Below are 25,404 nucleotides of genomic sequence, written 5' to 3' on the forward strand. Positions count from 1 at the left end.
TTCCCTCACCTTTCTTATTGGAACGACGCTGATGACTGCTCGCGTAGCGAACGCGGGCGCATGTCGATCCAGTGTTCGTTGATGTAATCGAGACAGATTTGGCGTTCGCCACGCATCCCCGCTTCGCTCCAGCCGCTGGCCATCGGCTTGCCCGCCGGCCACAGGGAATACTGACCCTGGGCGTTGATCACCACATCGAATTGCAGTTGTGCGTCATTCATGTCGTTCTCCTGTTGAACGGGATTGCAGCGTGGCCAGGCTTCGCTCGAGCCCGGTGGCGAGATGGTTGAATGCAGCATGCCGCTGTTCGTCGCTCTGCGTGCAGGCCCCGACGTAAACCCGTACGGATGCCGCGCAAATCTGCCCGCAGGTTTCTGCGTCGTCGGCCGCGAAGGCCCGGGCCGACACTTCGGCGTTGGCGCTGGCATGAGCCTGGGCAAATGCGGTGGCAGCGGCCTCGGTATTCAGTTGCGCGTAGTACTCGGCGAACGCCTCGGCATCGCCAAAGTGCTCGGCAATCATGGCGCTGTTGGCTGGCGCAAGGCCGTAGGTCAGCGCACTGGCGTGGGCCTTGGCGTACGCCGCATCGTAGGCATAAGCCTTGCGGTACAGCGCCAGCAACACCGGTTTGAGCGCGGCCCGCCATTCGCCCTGACGCCCGATCACGCCGAGCGCCGCTCGCTGATGCAGACTTTGCAGAGCGAACAGGGCCTGCTGGTGTTCCGGCAAGGCTTCGCACAGCATCGGCATGACCACGTCGGCCTGCCAGAGATGAAACAGCTGAAACGGCACCTGCCCGTGGAATCGGCTCAAACGCAGACGCAAAGCCTCGTCCGGTTCGCCTTCACACAACACCTGAGTCAAGGTCAGCCACCATCGCGGCATCAAGATCGGTTCATTCATGGCGAAGGCTCATCCGTACCGATGACTTCGGCCAGCAACCGCGCCCAGCGGCCCGCCACAATGCCGTAGTGATCGGTGTCCACGGTTTGCCAGCTGCGCAGTTGCGGCAGCAAGGCCTGCCAGTTGCGTTGCAGGTCATCCGGGTTCCAGGCGTTGCCGAGCCCGTAAGGATTGGCGTGCCCGGCGATGAACAGTCGCACCGCTGTGGTCGCCAGCGCCGGCGGCTGGAAGTCGAGCATGCTGGTCATGTTGTTGCGGCAGCACACCGTCAGCCGTTGCAGATACGCCTGACGTTCCTCAACCATGCCCTGCCCTTCGACCGCCGGCCAGCGCTGGGCAAACTCGCGCTGGAACACCTGCTCGATGGTCTGCTCGTCGATGCCGGCCAGTTCCGCACCGGCATCCGGCGCGGGCGGGTCGATCAGGTACAACGACGGCTGCCTGAAACCGTCAGCCTGGGCCTGATGACACAGCGCCTGCGCCACCCATGCGCCGAAGGACCAGCCTGCCAGCCGCCACGCGCAGCCGTGCGGAAGGTGGGCCTTGATCGCCGCCAGATACCAGAGTGCACGTTCCTCCACGCTGATGTTCGGCAACTGCGGCAGACGCAGCGTCGGGTCGGCGATCACGCATACGCCCAACTCCGCCGGCAGCGCCGAGACCAGCTCCCGATAGGCCTGAACATCGCCGCCCACCGGGTGGATCAGGTACAGCCAATCGCGGCCGGCACCGGCATGCCATTGATCGATCCGCACAGCGTCGTGCCAACCGAGGGGAGCCTCTTCAACCGTGGCAGTCGAGACCAGCCCCAGCACCTCGTTCAAGCTGACCTTGTGGCTGAATTGCGACAGCTGGAACAACTCGCCGGTGGCCGCTTGCAGTTCGTCGATCAGGTCGAGCAGTGTCAGCGAATCCGCGCCCAGGTCGTACAGCGAATCGTCGTCTGCCAGCTCGGCCACACCGAGCCACTTGCACAGGCACTCACGCAAGCGCGCCGACAGATCCACGCCCTTCGGCGCCTCGACCGGCGCGGTCACAGCACCATGGCGAACCGGATAAAACCGCCGCGCCATGTCGATGCCCGTGGTGGAGATCAGCAGTTGCGGCAACTGCGTCGCCATCGCCAGATCGAACACCCGACAGCCCTCTTCCGCCGAGAGACCGACCGTCAGATGCTCCAGATGCGCGGCGTCTCCACCGTTGCTGGTGGTGGCCATGCCGATGTCGCGCCAGATGTCCCAGTTGATCCCCAAACGCAGGCAGGTGTCGGCCGGATTCGGACGATAGTGGGTGAAGCCATCGAGCACCCCGCTGGCCGCCGCGTAATCCAGATGCCCCGCGCCGCCGAACAGCGCCGACATCGACGAGCAGTACAGGACAAAACCCGGTTTCAGGTGCTCGATCAAGGCTTCGACCGCCAGCATGCCGCGAGTTTTAGCGGCCATCGCCTCGGCCATTTGCCGGGCATCGCGGTGGCGAATCAGGCTGCCCGCACCGACACCCGCCGCATGAATCACCCCGCTCAGGCGACCGTAACGAACGGCCAGTTGATCGAGGATCTGCGGCCAGCGCGGCAGGTCGGCGATGTCTGCTTGAATGCACTCGATCCGCGACGCGTACGCCGCCAGTGACTCAGGTAACTGCCCTTGGCGCGAGATCAGCACCACACGGCGCGCGGGTGCCTGTAGCAAGTGTTCGCACAAGGTGCGGCCGATGCCGCCGCTGCCGCCCAGCACCAGAAACGTGCAGTCTTCCGGCAGAAGCCCTGATGTGGTTGTTGGGCCGGTCAATGGCTGAGGCATCAAGCGTGGCTGCCAGAGGTAACCGTCGCGCACCGCCATTCGCCGAGGCAACGACGGAGGATCGGCCAGCAATACCGCCAACACTGCGGCCTGCGTTTCTAGGCGTGACGACGGCAAATCCAGCCAATGGCAACGCACCGGGTATTCCTGCGGCACCACTTCGGTGATGCCGGCCAGCGCTGCCAGCTCGGGACGCTGAACCGCGCCGTCCACCGGGCACGCCTGCCATGACATCAACCACAACCGCAGACGTGCCGTGCGCGGGGTTTGCCCCCAGGCCTGCATCAGCGCACTGACCGTGTCCAGACAGGCCCACTGCGCCAGATCCAGACTTTGCTCGTTGACCGCGCCCGACACCGCCAGCGGCAAGGCATGCAGCCAGTCGAGTTCGCCGAGTTCAGGTTCTGCGACCTCGGCGAGCAGCCGGTTCAAGGCTTCGGTGTCCAGCGGATCCAGCTCGAAACGGTTCGGGCTCAAGCGCTTGAAGCCATTGCCGGCGCGCACTTGAATCACGCGTCGGTACACAGCGTTCAGACTCGCCAGCAAGGTCGATTCCGGCACCTCATGACTGCACAGGATCAGCACTTCTCGGGATCCGGCCGTCGCTGCCGCGCTCAAGCGCCGAGTGCGTACCCACTGCCGCTGGTGAAACCAGTCCGCCAGCGGTTGTCGCTCGAGGGCCGGCGCATCAGGTTGGGTGGCCACGGGCGCCTGGAAACGATACGTCTGAAGATCGAACGACGACGGCGGCAAATCCCAGGGCGGCGGTGCCGAGCGCTGCGGCCACTGGATAGTCGCGCCTTCGTACCAGGCGTCCAGCAGCTCCTGCGGCGATTGATCAACGACTTTAAGTTGCGCGCCCGAAGCGGTGATTTCCTTGATCGAGGTTGGCTGCAACGGAATGTCGTCACTCGGCCGGCAGACCATCGCGAAGCGCCAGCGCAGTTGCCGACGACCCGACTGCAAGTGCCGCAACAACGCGGTCTGCTGCTCAGGATTCGTTTGCAGATATTCACGAATCAACGCGATATCGCGCAGCAACTCCGCCCGACTGTTGGCCGAGATCATCAGCAGCGGCAACGTTTCCTCGACACTTTCCTGCGCCGTGGGAGCAGCACCGACGATGACATGCGCATTGGTCCCGCCGATCCCGAAACTGCTGACACCGGCCAGTCGCCGCCGCCCTTGCGGCCATGGCCGGGACGTGGTCGGCACGTAGAACGGCGAATGCTCCAGATCGATCTGCGGGTTGATCCGGCCAAAACCGAGGTTCGGCGGCAGCACGCCATGGAACACCGCGAGGCTGGCGCGAATCAGCCCGACCACCCCCGCCGCTGCGCCCAGATGACCGATCTGGCTTTTCACCGAGGCCAACGCGCAATGACCGGCCGGCGCATCGCCGAAAGCTTTGGTCAACGCCGCGACCTCGATCGGATCGCCCAGCAAGGTGCCGGTGCCGTGGGCCTCGATGTAGCCGATGTCGGCACCGGTCAATCCGGCCCGGCTCAAGGCGTCGCGGATGACCGCGCTCTGCCCTGCCACCGACGGCGCGGTGTAACTCATCTTGGCCCGGCCATCGTTGTTCAACGCCGAGCCTTCGAGCAGCGCATAGATTCGGTCGCCATCGGCTCGCGCCTTGGCCAACGGTTTGAGCACCACGACGCCGTAACCACTGGCGCCGAGCGTGCCGCTGGCGTCGTCGCTGAACGGACGGCACAAACCGTCGGCGGAAAAGATGTGCTGCGAGCGATGCCGATAGCCCTCGGTCAGGGTCGGGTCGATCAGCACCCCGGCCGCGAGCATCAAGTCACTGTCGCCCTGACGCAGCATCGAACTGGCCAGGTGCACCGCGATCAGCGAACTGCCGCACGCAGCTTGCACGCTGAGGGCCGGGCCGTTGAGGTCCAGGTGATACGCGGCTTTGGTCGCCAGAAAATCCTTGTCGTGGTGCAACGCCAACTGGAAGCCGTCCGGCAAATCGCCTTCCGCAGTTTCGCGCAACATTTGCTGGTAGTACGTGGTTTCGCCGCAACTGGCGATCAGGCCGATGCGCGGGCCGTCCGCCGACGGAACGATGGCCGCGTGTTGCAGGGCCTGCACACACGCCATCAGCAGATGCCGCTGTTGCGGGTCCATCAGGCGCGCTTCCTGGCGGCTGATGCCGAAGTACTCGGGATCGAAATCGAGCATGCCCGCCAGCTGACTGCGGGCGCCGACCAGCCCTTCTTCGGCAGCAAAGTGCTCGATGCCCAGCTCATTGCCTTGCACCATCGCCCAGAACTCGGACAGGTTCTGCGCCCCGGCCACATTCACCGACATGCCGATGATCGCCATCGGCTGATGACCTGCATCGGTTTGCCGTACACGCTGCGCCGCTGTCACCGGCGCGGTCGACAGATGCGCCGCCAGACTCCGCACCGTGACGTGTTCGAACAGATCGGCCATCGTCACCTTGTGCGGCAGCTCTTCGGCGTAACGGCCATGCAATCGCATCAGGCCGAGGCTGGTGGCGCCGGCCTCGAAGAAGGTTTGTTCCGGCTCGATGTCCCGCCCGATCACGGCCTGGAACAACTCGCTCAGTTGCCGCTCCAGCGCATTCAATTGAACAACCGGTTGTGGCGTGCTGCGCCGCTCCAAAGCCTCGCCCAGATTCGGCAAGGCCTTGCGGTCGATCTTGCCGCTGGGGGTGCGTGGCCAGTGGTCGATCCGTCGGTATTCATCGATTCGCACATGGGCCGGCAGCCGCCGCGCGACCTGACGATCTAGCAATTGCGAGGTTGCAGGTTGGCCATCGAGTTGCAACCAGGCAATCAGCCGTGGCGGATCGGCCTGCACCGCCACCACCGCGTTGACCACTTCCGGCACTTGCATCAGCGCCGCCTCGATCTGCCCCAGTTCCAGGCGATGGCCGCTGAGTTTGATCTGCTGATCGTCACGCCCCAGATAATGCAGGCAGCCCTGGGCATCGGCCCACGCCAAATCGCCGGTGCGGTAGTACAAACAGCCGTCTGCCAGCTCGACAAACCGCGCGGCATTCAGATCAGCGTCAGCCAGATAGCAACGGGCAACCATCGGCCCGGCCACCAGCAGATAGCCGCGACTGCCGTTTGGCACCGGGCGGTCGTGCTCATCCACCAGCAGCAACCGCGCATTGCCGACGGCATGGCCGATCGGCGCGCGCAATGGCCAGTCCCGCGCCACGGACGGCAAGCGCAAGGCGCTGACCACGTGGGTTTCGGTCGGGCCATAGTGGTTGAATAGCGAGGCCTGCGGCATGTCGCCGAACCAGTTGCGCAGCGCATCGGTGCAGAGCAATTGCTCGCCGGCCGTGATCACCTCACGCAACGCCGACGGGTAAATGCCCCGGGCCACGGCGGTTTGCGCCAGATGCTGCAAGGCCACGTACGGCAGGAACAGCCGCTCGATCCGCGCCTCGACCATGTAATCCAGCAACGCCTCGGCATCCTGACGCCAGCGCGGCGTGATCAGGTGATAACAGCCGCCCCCGCACAGGGTGCTGAAAATCTCCTGGAACGACACATCGAACGACAGCATCGAGAACTGCAGCGTTACCGCTTTCGCCGGCAACTGTCCTTCGGTGCGCTGCCATTGCAGCAGGTTGCACAGGGTGCGTTCCGACACCTGCACTCCTTTGGGCGTGCCGGTCGATCCTGAGGTGAACAGCGTGTAGAGCGGCCGCTCACCGGCGTGGCGCGGACGTTCGAATGATCCCGAATCGGCGTGCAGATCGACCCGATGCGTGGCGAATCGTCCGGCGTTCAGGTCATCCAGTGCGGCCGCCGTCGCGTCGCTGAACAGCACACAATGCGGTTGCGCCTGCTCCAGTACCTGACGCTGGATCGCCACCGGATAAGCAGGATCCAGCGGCACGGCGGTCAGGTTGAGTTTGGCCAGCGCCAGCAAGGCGACGATGTGCTCCACCGAGGCATCGAGGAACAGCACGACATGCAGCGGCGCGTTCCCGGTCGGCAACGGATGGCGCTCGATCAGGTTTGCCGCCAGAGCATCGGCCCGCGTATTCAGTTCGCTGTAGCTGAGGCGCTGCTGGCCTTGAACCAGCGCGACCGCCTCCGGCGTGCAATGCACTTGATGCTCGAACCCGTCCGCCAGTGTGTTGAACGGCAGCGCAATCTGCGGACCTTCGCTGGCCGGGGGCAAACCATGTCGATACGGACCGAGCAAATCATCAAGCTTGGCCGCCGGGCTTTCCAGCAACAGGTCCAAGCCTCGGCGAAACAACCCGTTCACCGCCCGCATCTGTTCGGCATCGAAATAGCTGCACTGATATTCCCACCAGCATTCCAACTGCGAACCGCTGCCCACCATCAACAACGTCAGCGGGCACTTGGCGTGCAACTGCTCGTTGAATTCCAGCGTAGCGCGCAGGCTCGAATCGGTCAGCGCCGCGTAATCGGTGTTCTCCAGCACGAACATGAAATCGAACAGCAACGGGCTCGACGACAGCCGCAGGTCTTCCACCAGATCCGCCAGCGCCACGTCCTGCAACGCCAGCACTTCGCGCACAGTAGCGGTCTGTTTGCGCAACTGCTCGCTCAGGGGCAATGCGTTTTCAACGGCGGTGGGGATCAGCACGGTGTTGGCAAACATGCCGACCGTGTCTTCGAACTCCGCCATCGGCCGGTTGGACACCGGGCTGGCGATCCGTGGCCGCTCGCAGCCGGTCAGGGCGTACAGGCTCCAGGCGAAGACACTGAACAGCACTTCGAAACGGGTCAGTCGTTGTTGGGTGCAAAAGCGTTCGAGGGCCGCGCTACGGATAGCGCCCAAGGGTTCCCGGTGCAACCGGGCGTCCGGGCTGATTTCGCGCATCGGCATCAATGCAGACGACGGTTCTTCCTGACGGCGATGCAGCTCGGCGAGTGTGCGGCGCTGGTCGCGATAATGCGGATCAACGCTCCACTGGCGCTGCCACTGGCCAAACTCCAGTGTCGTCAATCGGGCTGCCGGTTGCGGGCAGTCGCGGCCTTGCAGGACATCGGTGTAAAGCTGCGTCAGGTCGTCGAATAGCAGGTTCACCGACCAGCCATCGACGATGATGTGATGCAGATTCAGCAACAACCGGCAGCTGCCATCAGCAAACGGCAACAGCCAGGCCTGAAACAGGTTCGACGTGGTCAGGTCGAACGGCGCGGTGAACACCAGTTCGGCGAAGGCCTGCCAATTGTCCTCGGTGAAATGCCCGACCGCGAAGGTGCGACAGGTCGGACCCTGCTCGGCGATTACCTGATCGAGTCCATCGGCACCGGGTGCAAAAGCCGTGCGCAACCCAGGATGACGCTGCACCAGTCGCCCTACGGCCTCGGCCAATGCCGCAACATCTACACCCGCCGCCACGTGCAGAATCAGTGGCACGCTGTAGGCAGTCGAGGTCGGTGAACGTTGCTGCAACAGCCACAGGCGGCGCTGTTCGGCTGTGGCTGGCAGGCGTTTGGCGCTGCTGATCCGAGGCGCAGGTGGGTAGATCGAATCGAAGTTCGTTTCACCGGTGAGTTGTTCGGCCAATGAAGAGAAAGGCTCGTTGAGCAACGTGTCGAGCGCGATCTCGCACTGCCAACGAACACGAATTGCCGAACGCAGGCGCATGGCCTTGAGCGAATCGCCGCCGCTGCCCAACCAGTCATCCTGCGCATTCAGGGCCGCTTGACCGAGCAGCGAGCGGGCCTGACTCAGCAACCAGTCCAGCGCCGGTGAAACGCTTTCGTTATCCGTAGCCGCCAGGACTGGATGCCACGGACTCAAACCTTGGGCCAGCAACCCATCACGATCAATCTTGCCATTGGCCGTCAGCGGCAGACGTTCCAGAAGAAACAACTGATGCGGCCGCATATACGGCGCCAGTTGTGCCCGCAGATGGGTTTCGAAGGCGTGATAGTCCAGATCCCCGCGAGGCACGATGAACGCCAGCAACTGATGATCTTCAGCCGCCTGACGCCGGGTGCAGACATACACCTGCGCCACGCCCGGATACTCCAGCATCCGTTGCTCCACCTCCCCCGGCTCGATCCGGAAGCCACGAATCTTCACCTGCCGATCAACCCGCCCCAGGTACTCGATCAAGCCTTCGGCATTGCACCGCACCAGATCTCCCGTGCGGTAATGCACCTGCGCACCGCCGTCGAGGTCGGGCAAACGAACGAACTGGCGGGCGGTTTCTTCGGGCCGGTTGCGATAGCCACGGGCGACACCGCTGCCACTCAAATACAGCTCGCCGACCTCGCCCGCCGGCACCGGCCGTTGCCGGTCATCCAGCACCTGCACGCCAGTGTCCGGCAGCGGTCGGCCAATGGGCGCCGAGTCACCGGCAAAGTCGCGGCTGATCGGCCAGCACAGGGCAAACGTGGTGCATTCGGTGGGGCCATAGACGTTGAAAATCCGGCAGCGGCTCTCAGGATTGGCCCGATACCAACCACGAACAGCGGCGGCACTGATCTGCTCACCGCCGATCAGCACCTGCCGCACGCTGGAAAAGCACGACGGCCACTCGGCAATCAAGGTGTTGAACAGCGACACCGTCATGAACAGATTGTCGACCTGCGTTCGCTCCAGCACTTCGGCCAGACGTCGCGCATCCAGCACGTCCTCGTCGGCAATCATCACGCAGCAACCGCCGTTGAGCAGCGGCGCCCAGAGCTCGAAACTGCACGCATCGAACGCCGGGTTGGACAGGCAGGCGAAGCGGTCTGTCGGGCGAATCTCGATATAGCCGTCGGTATGCGCCAGCCGCAGCAGGCCGCGCTCGCCCACCTCGACCGCTTTCGGCGTGCCGGTGGTGCCCGAGGTGTAGAACAGGAACATCACCTCGGCGAAGTCTGCGGCCAACGCTTGCGGCGGAGCGTCCGGCTGATCGAGCAAGGCCTCGACGCTGGTTTGCCACAACGACGCTGCCCACAGCGGTTCTTCATCCAGGGTAATCCGGCCGACACACGCCGCATCCGCCAGCATCAATTCCCGGCGTTTACGCGGGCTCGCCCGGTCCAGCGGCACCACCACTGCACCGACCTTCAACGCGCCGAGAATCGCCGCCAGCCATTGCCAACAACGCGGCATACACAACGCCAGCGACTGGCCGGGTTCGACACCGCGCGCCAGCAACCCTCGGGCGATACGTTCGCTGGCGCTGGCCAGTTCCGCGTAAGACAGCGTGACCGACTGATCGATCACCGCCGGAGCTTGCGGATTACCCCGCACTTGCTCGGCGAAACGCACTAGCAACGGCATGTCTTTGGACGCACTCATCATTTCGCCTCCTGCGCGTCGAAGCGTTGCAGCTCCTGACGGATGATTTGCGAGACCCGATGGATTTCCGCGCTTTCGAGCATGTCCCAGTGCCCGCCGCTGACCAGTTTCGCCAGATAACCGCGGCCCGCACGGCGACGCCAGAAACCGCGCAGTTCATGCAACTGATGGCGACTGAAATCTTCCCGCGCCTGAATCAGCACCACGCGACAAGCGCGCGGCGCGCACTCATAGGCGGCCATGGCCAGGCGGTTGTGGTTGTAGATGTTGAAGTAGCGTTCGACCTGGGCGTCTTCGATGCCGGGGTACATGCCGTTGAAACGCACCAGTTTGTCGCGGAACTCGGCCATGTCCACGGTGCCGATCTGCTCGCGGAAACCCGGATCGTCGCTGCCTTGGGTGTCGAGCAGCACCACCGTCACCTGACGATGCCCCGCCGCCGTCAACCGCCGCGCCATTTCATAGGCCACCAGACCGCCGAACGACAGTCCGGTAAGAATCAGCGGTTGCTGCGTCAGCGGTTCGATCTGGCGCAAGTAAGCCTCGGCCATCGCTTCGACCGTCGGCTCGGTGCGCTCCCCCGGATTCAGCCCCGGCGATTGCACCCCGTAAACGCCGGTTTCATCCGGCAGCACCTTGGCCAGCGACAGGTAACAGAACGCCGTGCCGCCCGCCGGGTGAATGCACACCACGTTGTGCGGACCGCTGCCGCGACGGAATTCGATCAGGTTGCTCTGGGCCAGCGCCGGATTGGCCCCGACCCGCAGCCAGCCGCCCAAGGCTTCGATGGTCGGGTAACTGAGCACCACGCGCACCGGCACTTCGACCGCAAACTGCTGGCTGATTTCATGGGCCATCTTGATCGCGGCGATGGAGGTGCCGCCGACATTGAAGAAGTTGTCGCGAATGCCAATCTGTGGCGCCAGCAACAGGCTTTTCCAGATCTGGTACAGCGCCAGTTCGATGTGATCGCGCGGGCTGCTCAGGTTGACCTGACGGTTGACCATTTCTTCGTCCGCCAACGCGGTCAGCGCGGCGCGATCAACCTTGCCGTTGGTGGTCAGCGGCAAGGCGTCGAGCCACAGATAGCTGCCGGGGATCACCGCTCTGGGCAACGTCGTCGCCAGATGGGCGTGCACCGCTGCTTCGTCCACGGGCTCTGCCACCACGCAACAGGCCACCAGCCGCTGATCCTGCGCCGCTTCACCGACCATCAACACCACGGCGCTGCGGATACCGGGAAACGCTTCGAGCCGGGCTTCGATCTCGCCCAGCTCCAGGCGAACGCCGCGCAACTTGACCTGAAAGTCGTTGCGCCCGAGAAATTCCAGCTGACCGTCCGGGCGGTAACGCGCCAGATCGCCGCTGCGATAGAGCCGATCACCTGCCACGAACGGATTGTCGATAAAGCGCTCGGCACTCAGCTGCGCCAGCCCCAGATACCCTCGGGCCACGCCCACGCCGCCAATGTGCAGATGCCCGGTCACGCCCACCGGCACCGGCTCATCGCGGTCATCGAGAACATAAAAGCGGTTGTTGGAAATCGGCCGGCCGATCGGCAGTTGCCGGGCCGGCACGTCGGCGCCCGGCTCAAGGGTCCAGATGCTGTTGATCACCGTGGTTTCGGTCGGGCCGTAGACGTTGTGCAGCCGCGCATGGGGCAGACGCTCCTGAAAACGCCGCGCCAGCGCTGGCGGCAGTTCACCGCCGCCGCTGAACACATCGGTCAGCGACGCACACTGGCTGACCTCGTCGACCTCCAGAAACAGCTGCAACATCGCCGGCACGAACACCAGCGCCGTGACCTTTTGCTCGCGCACCTCGCGGGCCAGATACGCCGGTTCGTAATGCCCGCCGGGCCGCGCGATCACCAGCCGTCCGCCGGTTGCCAGCGGCCAGAACGTCTCCCACGCCGAGGCGTCGAAACCGAACGGGATCTTGTGCAGCATCGCCCCCGCTTCGCCGCAGACCTGCAAACACCACAGCAGCAGATTGCTCAAGCCACGGTGGGCGACCATCGCGCCCTTGGGCAATCCGGTGGTGCCGGAGGTGTAGATCACGTAGGCGAGATGGTCAGAGGTGACGCCGACATTGCGTGGATCGAGATTGTCCGCCGGCAACGACGCCCAGCTCGCAGCATCTTTTTCGAGGTCGAGAATCGGCGCTTCCCAGTTCGAGCCTTGCACGGCCTGACGCAAGATTCCGTGCGCCGAACCGAGGGTCAGCAGCACCGCCGGCGTGCTGTCGCCGAGCATATGGCTCAGGCGTCCCAGCGGGTAATCCGGATCCAGCGGCACGTAGGCGCCGCCGGCCTTGAGCACTGCCAGCAGCGCCACCGGCAATTCCAGCGAACGCTCGATGCACACCGCGACGCGCACGTCCGGGCCGACGCCCAAGGTGCGCAAATGCCGCGCCAGTCGGTTGGCCCGGGCATTGAGTTCGGTGTAGCTCAGGGATTCGCCCTCGAAGACCACTGCGCAGGCCTGAGGGTTGCTCGCAGCCTGCGCTTCGACCAGTTGATGCACGCAGGGCGCCGCTTGCGTCAGTGGTGCGGTGCGGTTGAAGTCGACCAGCACCTGCTGACGCTCAGCTTCGTCCATCAACGGCAAGGCATTGATCGGTTGCTTGGCGTCGGCGGCGATCTGTTCGAGCAAGTGGCGGTAGTGTCCGCTCAGGCGTTGGATCGTCGCGAGGTCGTAGAGGTCGGTGTTGTATTCCACCAGCAAGTCCAGCCGCCCTGCCCGCTCGACCCATTCGAACGCCAGATCGAACTTGGCCGTGGCGCTGCTGGTACCGTACGGCGCCAGCTCCAGACCGGGCATCTGCACTATGTTGCCCGGCGTGTTCTGCAGCACCAGCATCACCTGGAACAACGGCGAATGACCGGGATCGCGCTGCGGGTTGACGGCTTCGACCACACGGTCGAACGGCACGTCCTGGTGGGCGTGGACGTCGAGCATCTGGCCGCGCACTTCACGCAGCAGTTCGGCGAAGGTCTGCTGCGGATTCAGGCGCTGACGCAGTACCAGCGTGTTGACGAAATGACCGATCAGCGGCTCGACTTCCGGACGATTGCGGTTGGCGAACGGCGTGCCGATGCACAGATCCTGCTGACCGCTGTGGCGCCACAGCAGCACCGCCAATGCGCCCAGCAGCACGTTGAACAGCGTGCCTTGAGTCTGACGGGCCAGCGCCGTGAGTTCGCGCAAGGTGCCGCCATCGACGGAGGAACTGAATGTGGCGCCGACATAACGCTGCACCAGCGGGCGCGGCCGGTCGGCGGGCATGGTCGACAACAGTGGTGCGTCGGCCAGCGTACGACGCCAGTAATCGAGCTGAGCGTCCAGCACAGCACCGCCGACGCGCTGTTGCTGCCAGCAGGCGTAGTCGGCGTATTGCACCGGCAGCGGCGCAAGCGTCGGGTTTTCACCACACAGATAATCGCCGTACAACGTGGCGACTTCATGCAGGATCACGCCCATCGACCAGCCGTCGGCGATGATGTGATGCACGCTGTACAGCCATAGGAATTCGTCGTCGGCCACGCGCAGTAATGACGCCCGCAGCAATGGGCCGGTGGCCAGATCGAACGGCGCCCGGGCATCCTGTTCGACGGCGAATCGCACTTGCTGCTCACGCTCGTCGGCAGGCAATTGGCGCAGATCCGTCACCGACAACGACAGCGCCATCGACGGGTGCACCACCTGACGCGGTTCACCGTCCACACTGCCAAACGTCGTGCGCAGGACTTCGTGGCGGGCCACCAGTTGATTCATCGCCCGTTCCAGCTGCGCTACGTCCAGCTGCCCTTTGAGCGTCACAGCGGTGGGCACGTTGTAGAACGGGTTGCCGGGCTCCAGTTGATCGAGAAACCACAGTTGACGCTGCGAGAACGACAACGGCCAGGACTCCTGCGCGCCAACACGGCGGGGAATCACCGCGTCATCGTGCCCGCCGAGCAAGGCAATCAGTTCCTGTTTATGACGCTTGAGCGCCTGGGTCAGCTCTTCGGTGAGAAACCCACGCGGCGCCTTGCAGCGCAGCCTGTCACCGTCCACCTCGAGCACCACGCCATGGCGAGCGAACAACGCCAGCAATTGATCGGCATTCATACTTCGAACTCCTCCATGTCTTCGTCGTCCAGGCTTGCGGTCACAGGCTCGTTGGCAAACGCCTCGACCGGCGCGCGGTGTTGTTCATCGGCCGTGCGCAGCCCGCCGATCATCGAGTAGATCAATTCATGGCTCGGCCCGAGGTCGAACAGCGTCGTCAGTTGCTGTTCCTCGACCGAGCCGATGCCGCACAGACCCAGCCCGTGCTCGACGGCAGTCATGCTCAGCAACTGGGCCATGGCCCCGCTTTCGATGTGGCAGAAATCGCGGCTGCGCTCGCCATACAACGGGCGGATCGCGGCCATGTCGGCGATGAAAAACAGCGAGAACGCGGCGTTCTCGTACACCGGGCGATTGACGAAATAGTCGTAGGTGTCCGGGTCGAGCAATCCGCTCTGGAGCGCCAGCAAACGATGCTGGCGGGGATCGTAGTAATACGCGCCACCGGGCACGCCGAGCACGCGATTCGCTTTGACGTAGAGGTACGCCTGAATCGGATATAGGCCGCCCGCCGACGGAAACTGGTATTTCACCTCGCCGTCGAGCTGCCCCTGGGCCAGCGCCGCCAGTACGTGCGCGAAGGCCTGGGTAGCGATCGGTTGCAGATCGTATTGGCGCACCGAGCGGTAATCGCTCAAACGCCGGGCGAAGGCCGGATCCTGCGGCAGATCCAGTGCCACTGCCGGCAAGGCTTGAGCGAAGTCGCGGCGCCCACGCTGTTCGGCCTTGAACTGCGCCCGCTGCTGCGGATCTTCGATGATGTCCTGCACGGGCTCCGGTGCCTGCTGCACGTTGCCGAGCAGATCCTGACGCGCCCGGTTCCGGCGGTACATGCCGAGCAGGTGCAGCAGCGTCGGCTGGGCCAGCAGTTGCGCCACGTGCGGGCGGAACTGCAAGGCGCCGGACAAGGCGTTGCTGATCCGGACGATATCGATCGAAGTCGCGCCGAGGTTCAGCAGGTTGGCGTTGGCGGCGATGGATTCGCGCTTGAGCACGTCCTGCACGATCTCCACCAGCCGCTGTTCCTGCGGGCCCTCGACTTCCAGCGCCGGACCTTGCTCCTCGATTTGCTCCGGTTCCGGCAGGCGTTTCTTGTCGACCTTGCCGTTGGACGACAACGGCCAGGCCTCGACGAACGTGAATGACGACGGAATCATGTAGGCCGGCAGTTTGTCGCTCAGGTACGCGCTGAAATCACTGGCCTGCAACGCCGGGTCGGCCTTGAGCACGTAGCCCGCCAGACGCTTCTCGCCCAGCGTGCTGCCAAGAATCCGCACCACCGCGCTCTGCACGCCGGGATGGCGATTGAGCGCGGCTTCGATCTCGCCCAGCTCGATGCGATAGCCCTGGACTTTGACCTGATTGTCTTCCCGACCGAGGAATTCGATGTTGCCGTCCGGCAGCAAACGCCCCAGGTCGCCGGTGCGATAAAGCCGTTCGCCGGTCACTGGATGATCGAAGAAACTGCCCGCGCTGAGTTTTTCATCGCGCCAGTAACCTTTCGCCAGACCGATGCCGCCGATGTACAGCTGCCCCGCGACCCAGGTCGGGCGCACTTGCAGCGCTTCATCCAGCACGTAGAAACGTTGATGATCGAGGGCCTTGCCGTAGGGAATGCTGCGCCAGGTCGGGTCGACGTGCGTCACCGGATAAGAGATCGACCAGATCGACGCTTCGGTGGCGCCGCCCAGGCTGATCAACTGCAAGTCCGGCTGCAAAGCCCAGGCCCGCTCGGGCAGGGTCAACGGAATCCAGTCGCCGGACAGCATCGCCACCCGCAGACTGGCAGGCAGCACACCGCCCTCGCCCTCCACGTACTCGACCAGCATGCCGAGCAGCGCCGGCACCGAGTTCCACAGGCTGACGTGATGACGTTCGATCAACGCCAGCCAGTGCGCCGGATCGAGGGTCAGTTGCGGGTCGAGGATGACCACCGCCGCGCCCACCGCCAACGTGCCGAAGAAGTCATAGACCGACAGGTCGAAGCTCAGCGACGAGATCGCCAATACATGGTCGTTCGGGCCGACAGCAAAGCGCCGGTTGATGTCTAGCAAGGTGTTGACTGCGCCGCGATGGTCGATCACCACGCCTTTCGGCTGACCGGTGGAGCCGGAGGTGTAGATCACGTACGCGAGGTCGCTTTCGTTCACCTGCACCGATTGCAGTGGCAAGACATCGTTTGAGACTTCATCGCTCACCGCAATGGTCGTGACCTGCGCCGGCCATTCGAGTTTGTCGAGCAGCGCCGGTTGGGTCAGGGCCAGACTCGCCTCGGCCCGCTCCAGAATATGCCGCAGCCGTTCCGCCGGCTGAGTCGGTTCGATGGGCAGGTAAGCGCCGCCGGCGTACAGAATCGCCAGGGTCGCGACTACTTGTTCCCAGCCGCGCTCCATCACCACTGCGACCAACCGGTTCGGCAGTACACCCTGCGCTTGTAGTCGGGCGCCGAGTTGCCGGGCCTCGTCGCGCAGCTGGGCGTACGTCAGCTGTCGCGTGCCGATCACCGCCAATGCATCCGGTGTGGCGAGGGCCTGGCGCTCGAACAGTTCGTGCATCAACGGCAATGTTTGCTGATGGTCGACCGGCGCCGGCAACTGTGCCTGCGGCAGCAGTTGTGACGTGTTTGCGCCCCAGGCTGCCGGTTCGCAAAGGCTGTCGAGCAGCGCGTTATAGGCGACGAACATCTGCTCGATCATCCCTTGCGGGAACAGTTCGTCGATGCTGTCCCAGTTGAACAGCAGGCGTCCTTCCAGCTCCAGCAACGTGTGGTCGAGCCACACTTGCGGGGTCTGGGTGATGCTGTGCATGTGCCTGGCGTTCAACGCGTCGGCGAGGTTGAATTCGGCCAGCTCCGGCGCCGCTTCCGACAACGTGCTGTTGAACACGATCGGCATCGCTGTCTGCTGCACGCCCCGGGCCTGGGACAACTCGCGCAGCACCCGCACACCGCTGACCACCGAATGGTCGATGTCGCGCCACAGTTGCGCCTGCACGGCGCGGGCCTTGTCGGTAAAGGTTTTTGTTCCGTCGATGCCGACTTCCAGCAACACCAGCGAGGTGAAGTCGCCGATGATTTCATCGACGTCCGGGTGCAGCGGCATGCGGTTGAACAGCGGCAGGCTCAGAGTGAACCGCGGCGTGCGGCTCCACAGCGCCAGCACTTCGCTGAACGCGGTCAGCAGCATCACCGACGGCGTCACCGCAAACTGTTTGGCGACGGATTTGAGCTGCGTCCACTGCGCGGCCGACATGTCGCGGTCGCGACGGGTGAAGTGCGGGTTGGCGATGCTTTCGGGTTGGCGCATCAATGGCAGGTCTGGCGCCGGGGCCAAAGTAGTCACTCGTTCGCGCCAATAGCTCAGCGCCTGCTCGTAGCGGCGACCGTTGCGCAGTTGCTGTTCGGCCAATACGTAGTCGCGGAAAGTCAGGCCCGGTTCCGTCATCTCCAGCGTCGGATCGACGTAGAACGCCATCAGTTCGCGGGCGAGAATCTGCGTGCTCGCGGCATCGACGATCAGCGCATCGAGACTGATATGCAGATGGGTAATGCCGTCATCGAGCAACGACAGGCTGAACTCGAACAGCGGCCAGCGACTGGCGTCCAGCACCTGATGGGACTGGCGCTCGCGTGTCGCTTCCAGCGTGCGCTGCGCCACATCGGCGGGCAAACCGCGCAGATCGCTGCGGGGCATGCGATAGGTCGGCACCTGCGCCAGCACCTGTTGCGTGCCGTCGCTGAGGAACACCACGCGCAGCATGTCGTGGCGCAGGATCATGCGGTTCAAGGCTTGTTCGAAACGCTCGGCGTCGAAGTCGGGAATGCGCAGTTCTTCGTAGCCGTGGGCGCTGACGCCACCGAGGCTGACCGTGGCCTCGCGACCGAACCAGTAGGCTTGCTGGATATCGGTCAGGGGGAATGGCTCATGCCGATTACCGCGATCTGGTTCGATCTGGATGAACGCCGGTTCGATGCTCTGATCTTCACGCGAAACCTGCGCCGCCAGATCCAGCAACACCGAAGTCTGGAACAGGCTGCTCAGGGACAGCTGCGCGCCCATCCGCTGGTTGATCGCGTAGATCATCCGCGTCGCCAGCAGCGAGTGGCCGCCAAGGTCGAAGAAGTTGTCGTGGATGCCGACCCGCTCGCACTTGAGCACTTCGGCCCAGATCTCGGCCATTTGCCGTTCGGTGTCGTTGCGCGGCGCCTCGTAGGTCGCCCCGGCGCTGCGTTCCGGTGCCGGCAGCGCCTGTCGGTCGAGCTTGCCGTTGCGGGTCAGCGGCAGTTGCGAGAGACGGACCCAGGCGCTCGGGATCATGTGTTCGGGCAACTGGCGTTGCAGTTCGGCGCGCAGGGATTCACTGGTCGCGGAGCCGACCACATAGGCCACCAGACGCTTGTCCCCGGCCACGTCTTCACGCAGCAACACGGCGGCTTCCTGCACGCCGGGTTGTTGATGCAACAGGCTGTCGATCTCGCCGAGTTCGATGCGAAAGCCGCGCAGTTTCACCTGTTGGTCGATGCGTCCCAGGTACTGCACGTTGCCGTCGGCCTGGAATTTCGCGAGGTCGCCGCTGCGGTACATTCGCGCGCCCGGTTCGGCGCTGAACGGGTCCGGCAGGAAGCGTTCGGCGGTCAGGTCCGGGCGGTTCAGATACCCACGGGCCAGGCAGGCGCCAGCGATGTACAACTCGCCCGCCACGCCGACCGGGACCGGATTCAAGTGCTCGTCCAGCACGTACAGCCGCGCATTGGCGATGGGACGACCGATGGGCGGCGCGTCCGGCCAGAACTCGGCCTCGTTGCAGTCGAGGCTGAACTGGCTGACCACATGGGTTTCGGTCGGCCCGTACTGGTTATGCAACTGCGCGCCCCCGAGCCCACGGACAAAACCGCGCAGCTCGTCATTGATTTGCAGGACTTCACCGGCGGTGATGATCTCGCAGCCACCGGACGGCATCGGTGCATCAACCTCGGTCAGGCCGGCGAGTTGCTGCAACACGGCAAATGGCAGGAACGCCCGCTGCACGCCTTCGGCCACCAGGGTCGGGCGCAGCGCGGCGAGGTCCTTGCGGCTGTCCTCGGTCATCAGCAACAGGCTGCCGCCCTGGCAGAGCGTGCTGCAGATTTCCTGGAACGAGACGTCGAAGTTCAGCGAGGCGAATTGCAGCACGCGCTGCGGTGCCGTGGCTTGATCGAGCTGCCAGGCAATCAGGTTGTCCAGCGCACGACGGCTGTGGGCCACGCCTTTCGGGCGCCCGGTGGAGCCGGAGGTGTAGAGCACGTAGCCGAGGTTTTCCGGGCTCACCGAGACGTGCGGATCATCAGTCGGGTGTTGCGCCCATTGAGCTGCGTCAGTGTCCAGGCAGCAGATCTTCGCCTCGTTGGCCGGCAGCCCGGCCGTCAGGCTCGACTGGGTCAGCAGCAGGGTCGGCGTGGCATCGCTGAACATGAACGCCAGACGTTCGCTCGGGTAAGCCGGGTCGAACGGCACGTACGCCGCGCCGGCCTTGAGAATCGCCAGCAGGCCGATGACCATTTGCGGCGAACGTTCCAGGCACAGGCCGACGCGATGTTCGGGGCCGACGCCTTGTTTGATCAGGTAATGCGCGAGGCGGTTGGCGGCGCGATTCAGGTCGCTGTAGCTCAGTTGCTCACGGTCGGCGAGCAGCGCCACGGCGTCGGGTGTTTGCCGGGCAAGGGTTTCAAAACGCGCCACGCAACCGGGCAACGACGCGGTATCCCGCGCGGTGCGGTTCCAGTCATGAACGATCTGCTGGTGTTGCTCGGCGCTCAGCAGCTTGATCCTCGCCAGCGACTGCTGGCTGTCCTCGACCATCTGCGTCAGTACCCGACGCAGGTACTCGCCGAACTGCTCGACGGTGCCGCGCTCGAACAGGCCCGAGGCATATTCCAGACCGCCGACGATCTGCCCGTCTCGCTCATGGAGCGCCAGTTGCAGATCGAACTTGGCCACGTGATGACTGCTCTCGACAGGCGTAACGTCGAGCCCGGTCAGCAGCAGGTCGGAATCCTGATCCTGCTCCCAGGCAAACAGCACCTGGAACAGCGGACTGTGGGCCAGACTGCGCGGCGGGTTGAGCAATTCCACCACTTGCTCGAACGGCAGGTCCTGATGTTCCTGAGCGTCCAGCGCCACCTGCCGCGCCTGTTGCAGCCATTGCGCCACTGACGGCGTTCCGGACTGAGTCATGCGCAACGCGAGGGTGTTGACGAAGAATCCGATCAGCCCTTCCAGTTCCTGCTGCGGACGGTTGGCCGATGGCACGCCGATCACCACATCGTTCTGTCCCGACAGGCGCGACAGCAGCAGCGAAAAACCGGCCAGCAAATTCATGAACAGCGTGGTGCCTTGCTGCATGCCCAATGCTTTCAGGCCTGTGGTCAGGGTGGCGTCAAAGACCAGCGGGACAAAACCGCCGAGGTAATCCTGCACGGGCGGACGCTTGTGATCGGTCGGCAATTCCAGCAATACCGGCGCGCCCGTGAGGGTTTCACGCCAGTAACGGCTTTGCTGCTCCAGTATGTCGCCGGTCAGCCACTGCTTTTGCCACACCGCGTAATCCACGTACTGCACGGGCAAGGGCGGCAGCGGCTCGTCGCGATCCAGCAACGCCGCTGCGTACAACTGACCGAGCTCGCGGGTGAGTACGCCCATCGACCAGCCGTCGGAGATGATGTGGTGCTGGGTCAGCAGCAACACATGCTCATCCGCCGCCAGCCGCAGCAGGCTGACCCGCATCAGCGGGCCCCGGCTCAGGTCGAAGGGTCTGGCGCCCTCCTCGTCGATCAACCGGCTCAGTCGCGCTTGCGCATCGTGCCCCTGCACGTCAGTCACCGTAAGCCGGATGCTGTGCGCCGGCGGCGAAACCAACTGCCGCCCTTCCCCTTCAACAGCGATGAACGTCGTGCGCAGTGCAGCATGGCGCGCCACCAGTTGGTTGAAGCTGCGTTCCAGTGCCGGCACATCCAGCGAACCGCGCAAACGCAGGTTCAACGGCATGTGATACGCCGCGTTGCCCCCCTCTATTTGCGCCAGAAACCACTGGCGCTGCTGGGCAGACGACAACGTTTGCGCGCCCGTGCGTTCAAGGGCCGTGATGGCTGGGCAAGCCGCAGCCTGACTGGCTTGCAGCCGTTCGGCGAACTCCGCCAGAACCGGCGCGGCAAACAGCGTCGAAGGCGCCACTTCCAGCCCCAGCGTATGGCGAACCTGCGCCAGCACCCGCATCACCAGCAGCGAGTGACCGCCGAGGGCGAAGAACTGATCCTGACGCCCGACCCGCTCGACACCGAGCACGTCGGCCCAGATCGAGGCGAGCGCGGTTTCCAGCGAGCCTTGTGGCGCCTGGTATTCCTGCTGATCGAACGCCTCGACGTCCGGCGCCGGCAGATTTGGCCGATCGACCTTGCCGTTAGCGGTCAGCGGCAATGCGTCGAGACGCACGAATGCGGTCGGCACCATGTAATCCGGCAGGCTGACTTGCAGCTGTTCGCGCAGTGAGCGCGGGCTCAAAGTGGTGTCTGGTTTTTCACAGTAGTAGGCGACCAGACGTGCTTCACCCGGACTGTCCTGGCGCAACAGCACCACGCTTTCCCGCACGCCCGGGATGTCCGCCAGCCGGGTTTCGATTTCCCCCAGTTCCAGACGCAGGCCGCGCAACTTGGCCTGGGAGTCGTTGCGGCCGAGGAATTCCAGTTGACCGTCGGCCCGGTAACGCGCCAGATCCCCGGTCCGGTAAAGGCGTTCGCCCGCCACGAACGGGCTGTCGAGGAAACGTTCGGCGGTCAGTTGTGGCAGGTTCAGATAACCGCGCGCCACGCCGACGCCGCCGATGTACAGCTCGCCCGCAACACCTTCGGCAACCGGTTTGCCGTCAGCATCGAGCAGGTAAATCCGGGTATGGGGCAGTGCCCGGCCGATGGGCAGCACCGCGTCGATCTGGCTGTTTTCGGTGAACTCAAAACAGGTGCTGTCGATGCTCGCTTCGGTCACGCCATAGGCCTGGACGATCTGCACGCGATCACCGCACAGCCTGCGCAATTGCCGCGCGCTGTGGGCGGTCCAGATGTCGGAGCCGCAGACCACGGTGCGCAGGAACGACAGGTCGTGGCCGGTCTCTTCGACCCACGCCAGCAGCGGATTGAGCAGCGCCGGCACGAAGTCGGCAAAACCAATCTGCGCCTCGCGCATCAGGCGATACAGGGCCGGTGGGTCCATCAGGGTGTCCCGTGGGCAGAGCACCAGCGTGCCGCCAAAACCCAGCGCACGGATCAGGTCGGCGCTGAACACGTCGAAGGAAAAACCAGCCATCTGCAGGTGGTTGATTGGCTCGCCCAGAGCATAGATCTGCGCCCAGTCGGCGCTCACGGCGACCAGTCCGCGATGCTCGACCATCACGCCTTTCGGGGTGCCGGTGGAGCCGGAGGTGTAGATCACGTAAGCCAGATGTCGGGGTGTCAGGCCGATTGCGTGAGGGTCGGGGTTGTCTGCCGGGAGCGAAGACCAATCATGGGCGTCGGCCAGATCCAGCACTGTCGGTGCAGTCGCCGACTGTTCGAGCGCCGCCCGCAAAACATCGCGCGCCGGGCCATGAGTCAGCACCACCGGCGGTGCGCTGTCGGCCAGCATGTGCGCCAGCCGCGCCTGCGGATAGGCCGGATCCAGCGGCACATAGGCGCCGCCGGCCTTGAGCACCGCGAGTACGCCAACCAACATCTCCAGCGAACGCTCCAGACACAGCCCGACCCGCACGTCCGGCCCAACCCCGAGGTTGCGCAGGTGATGGGCCAGCCGATTGGCGCGGGTGTTCAGTTCACGGTAACTGAGCGCCTCCTGCTGCCAGCGCGCGGCGACGGCCTCGGGATTGCGCAGCACCTGCGCTTCAAACAGACCGTGCACGCACAGGTCCGCATCGAACGGTTTCAGGGAGCAAACGTCGGGCTGCGCGGGATTCGTCCCACGCAAGGAAGTGTTGTCGAGCATCGGAGGCTACCGTCCATGACTACATTATTTTTGTGATCAGGCAGGGACAGCACGCGCCCTGCCAGTCAGGCCCCGGCATCAGGTGCCGGCACGGTCATTCGAATTCAGGAGGATGGCGCGGCGCGCGCGTGCAGACTCGCGTTGAACGCGGGCACACGCAGAAATCCGGGGGGAGACAGGCTGGAGAAGAACACCGCCGCGCGGTCGGCGCAGGCAGCGGGAAAGTGGGCTGAATCACTGGCGACATCCGTCGCACCGTTCATTGCATCGTCGATTGCAAACCGCGTGACCAATTGAAACCTCGACTTCCATTTGAGGGTCAACGACGAGGAACAACCTGCGCGGGGATGACAGCGCCAGGGTGGTCCCGATCGGCTGCGACTGCCGGGTCTGTAGACGCACGGCAATCTTCTGGCGCCGGGTTTGTGACCCGAAGCGCCGGCGGATAATAACCACGTTTTTTGCTGGAGAGGCAAACGAAATGTAGGAATTCGGTGAAATAAATATCAGCTGTTTCCTACGTCATTGTGACGGTGGCAAAGAGCCGTGAATGTCAAAAATGCGCAAACGCAGGCCACGGCCACGTTGAGACGACGGGAGCCGAAAAACATCGCGCCGGCCATGCACCACGCCCTTAAGCGTTCGCTGTGCGTCCGGTTTTCACCCCTTTATTTCACCCTTGCGAATGGCAATTTTGATGGCCTGGGCGGTGGTGGCCACGCCCAGATGTCGGCGAGCCGAACGCAGGTGATTCTCCACCGTGCGCCCGGACAAGCCGAGGGTGGCGGCAATGTCGGCCTGCCTGCGACCGGCAGCGACCCACGCCAGTACTTCGCGCTCGCGGGTCGAGAGTTTTCCGGCCGTCTCATCCAGCGGCGCTTCGAGCAAGCGTCGTGCGGAATGAAACGCCACCGAGGCAAGCATGCCCAGCGCCAGACGAACCCGTGCCGAGGCATCGATCTGTTCGCCACCCAGACTCATCGCGCCTTCAAGCCCCTGCGGGCCGAAGACCGGAATCTGCAAGCCATGCACGCCCGGGCCGCTTGGCAGGCGAACGACTCGATAGAGTTCGCCGCTCTCCTCCTGCACTTTGCTCCAGAAGAAGGATTCGCGGGTGTCCAGCAGGTGGCGAGTCACGGGGCAGCGCTGAACGTAGGTCTGGGCGTCGACAGCGATGCCGTCGCCGAACCAGTCGCCTTCCACCCAGTAAATCCGCTCGACCACGTCCTCCGACACCGAGGTGGCGGAGAACAGGACGAATCGATCATAACCATAGCCCCCCGCGAAACTGCGGACGGCCTTCTGGATTGCCACCAGCGTGGGCGCCGCCTCGATATCGAGGGCGGCACGCAAGAGTGCTTCGGCAGGTCCGGGGCTCACCCCGAGGTGACCTCTTTCAGGAGCGCGGCCGCCGCCAGTTTGCCCAGCGCGTTGCCCGCCAGCGGACTGTCACCGGTCAGCAGTTTGCGATCCTGAAGCGTCGCCCCGGAAATGCCCTGGTTGGTGATTTCCACACCGAGCGCCTGCAACTGCTCGCCGAACTTCCAGGTCAGGTGGCCGGGCATGTACCCGATGTCAGGGGTTGTCGCGTCCAGGGCATCGGGAAACGCGCAGATCCGGTAGCCATTGAAGATGCACGATTCCTTTGTTTCACCGAGGCCGGCCGCCAGCAACGCCGCCGGGCCGTGGCACAGGGTGATGACGAATTTGTCCTTGGCGACGGCCCATTGCAGGACCTTTTTCACATCCTCGCTTTCCGGCAGGCCGATCAGCGCGCCGTGCCCGCCGGGAATGAACACGCCGATGTAATCCGAGTCCTCGCCCAGCGCTTCCTCGATCACCTGAGACAGCTTGAGCGGACGCTTGAACTGATCGCGGTATTGCTCGTAGAAGCCCTTCACTTCGGCGTCTTCGGAGGGCATGGCCCAGAATTCGAACTTGACCGGATTGCCCGACAGCGTCGCGACGTCGAAGCCGAAACCGGCCTTGTCCAGGTGATACATCGGCAGCAAGGTTTCAACCGGGTGATTGCCCGTGGAGAACATCGTGCCGTTGTCGGTCAACAGATAGCGCTCGTCCGCGCCGATCATCAGGACCTTCCAGCGCCCGCCCTTGTAGCGATCGGGGTACTCGGCATCACTGAGATCGGATTTGGGCGAAGTGAACTGGCTGAGGGAATACGGCGAGGGGAAAAACGCGTTGTCCTCGGCCGGATCGGGGGTTGGGCGCTTGTCGTCAGTCTGCGTGGTAGCCATGGTGCTCTCCATCGAATGGGTCGATTGCCGAGACCCATGCTAGTAACGC

7 protein-coding genes are annotated in these 25,404 nt (G+C 64.1%); all 7 read right to left on the reverse strand.

Annotated features, from left to right (window positions below):
- Positions 1-14: 14 nt before the first annotated feature.
- On the reverse strand, positions 15-221 hold the full coding sequence (locus tag AC1RT4_RS24250; protein ID WP_007958563.1) for an MbtH family protein: 207 nt from the start codon (positions 219-221) through the stop codon (positions 15-17).
- Entirely contained in the window at positions 214-903 is a 690-nt protein-coding gene (locus AC1RT4_RS24255) for a hypothetical protein (protein ID WP_493088434.1), read from the reverse strand. Before AC1RT4_RS24255 ends, AC1RT4_RS24250 begins: the two co-directional genes overlap by 8 nt.
- Positions 900-9,983 (reverse strand): amino acid adenylation domain-containing protein, encoded by a 9,084-nt coding sequence (locus AC1RT4_RS24260; protein WP_493088436.1) that lies wholly within the window; start codon positions 9,981-9,983, stop codon positions 900-902. Before AC1RT4_RS24260 ends, AC1RT4_RS24255 begins: the two co-directional genes overlap by 4 nt.
- On the reverse strand, positions 9,983-14,095 hold the full coding sequence (locus tag AC1RT4_RS24265; protein ID WP_493088438.1) for a non-ribosomal peptide synthetase: 4,113 nt from the start codon (positions 14,093-14,095) through the stop codon (positions 9,983-9,985). The genes AC1RT4_RS24260 and AC1RT4_RS24265 overlap by 1 nt, the downstream gene beginning before the upstream one ends.
- Complete coding sequence (locus AC1RT4_RS24270; RefSeq protein WP_493088440.1) at positions 14,092-23,100, reverse strand: non-ribosomal peptide synthetase; 9,009 nt, start codon at positions 23,098-23,100, stop codon at positions 14,092-14,094. The genes AC1RT4_RS24265 and AC1RT4_RS24270 overlap by 4 nt, the downstream gene beginning before the upstream one ends.
- A gap of 660 nt (positions 23,101-23,760) precedes the next feature.
- Positions 23,761-24,480, reverse strand: a complete 720-nt coding sequence (locus AC1RT4_RS24275) for a PA1136 family autoinducer-binding transcriptional regulator (RefSeq protein ID WP_493088442.1) — start codon at positions 24,478-24,480, stop codon at positions 23,761-23,763.
- Complete coding sequence (hchA, locus tag AC1RT4_RS24280) at positions 24,477-25,355, reverse strand: glyoxalase III HchA (RefSeq protein ID WP_493088444.1); 879 nt, start codon at positions 25,353-25,355, stop codon at positions 24,477-24,479. The genes AC1RT4_RS24275 and hchA overlap by 4 nt, the downstream gene beginning before the upstream one ends.
- Positions 25,356-25,404: the final 49 nt, after the last annotated feature.

The organism is Pseudomonas sp. GW821-FHT11D10, from assembly GCF_058808435.1.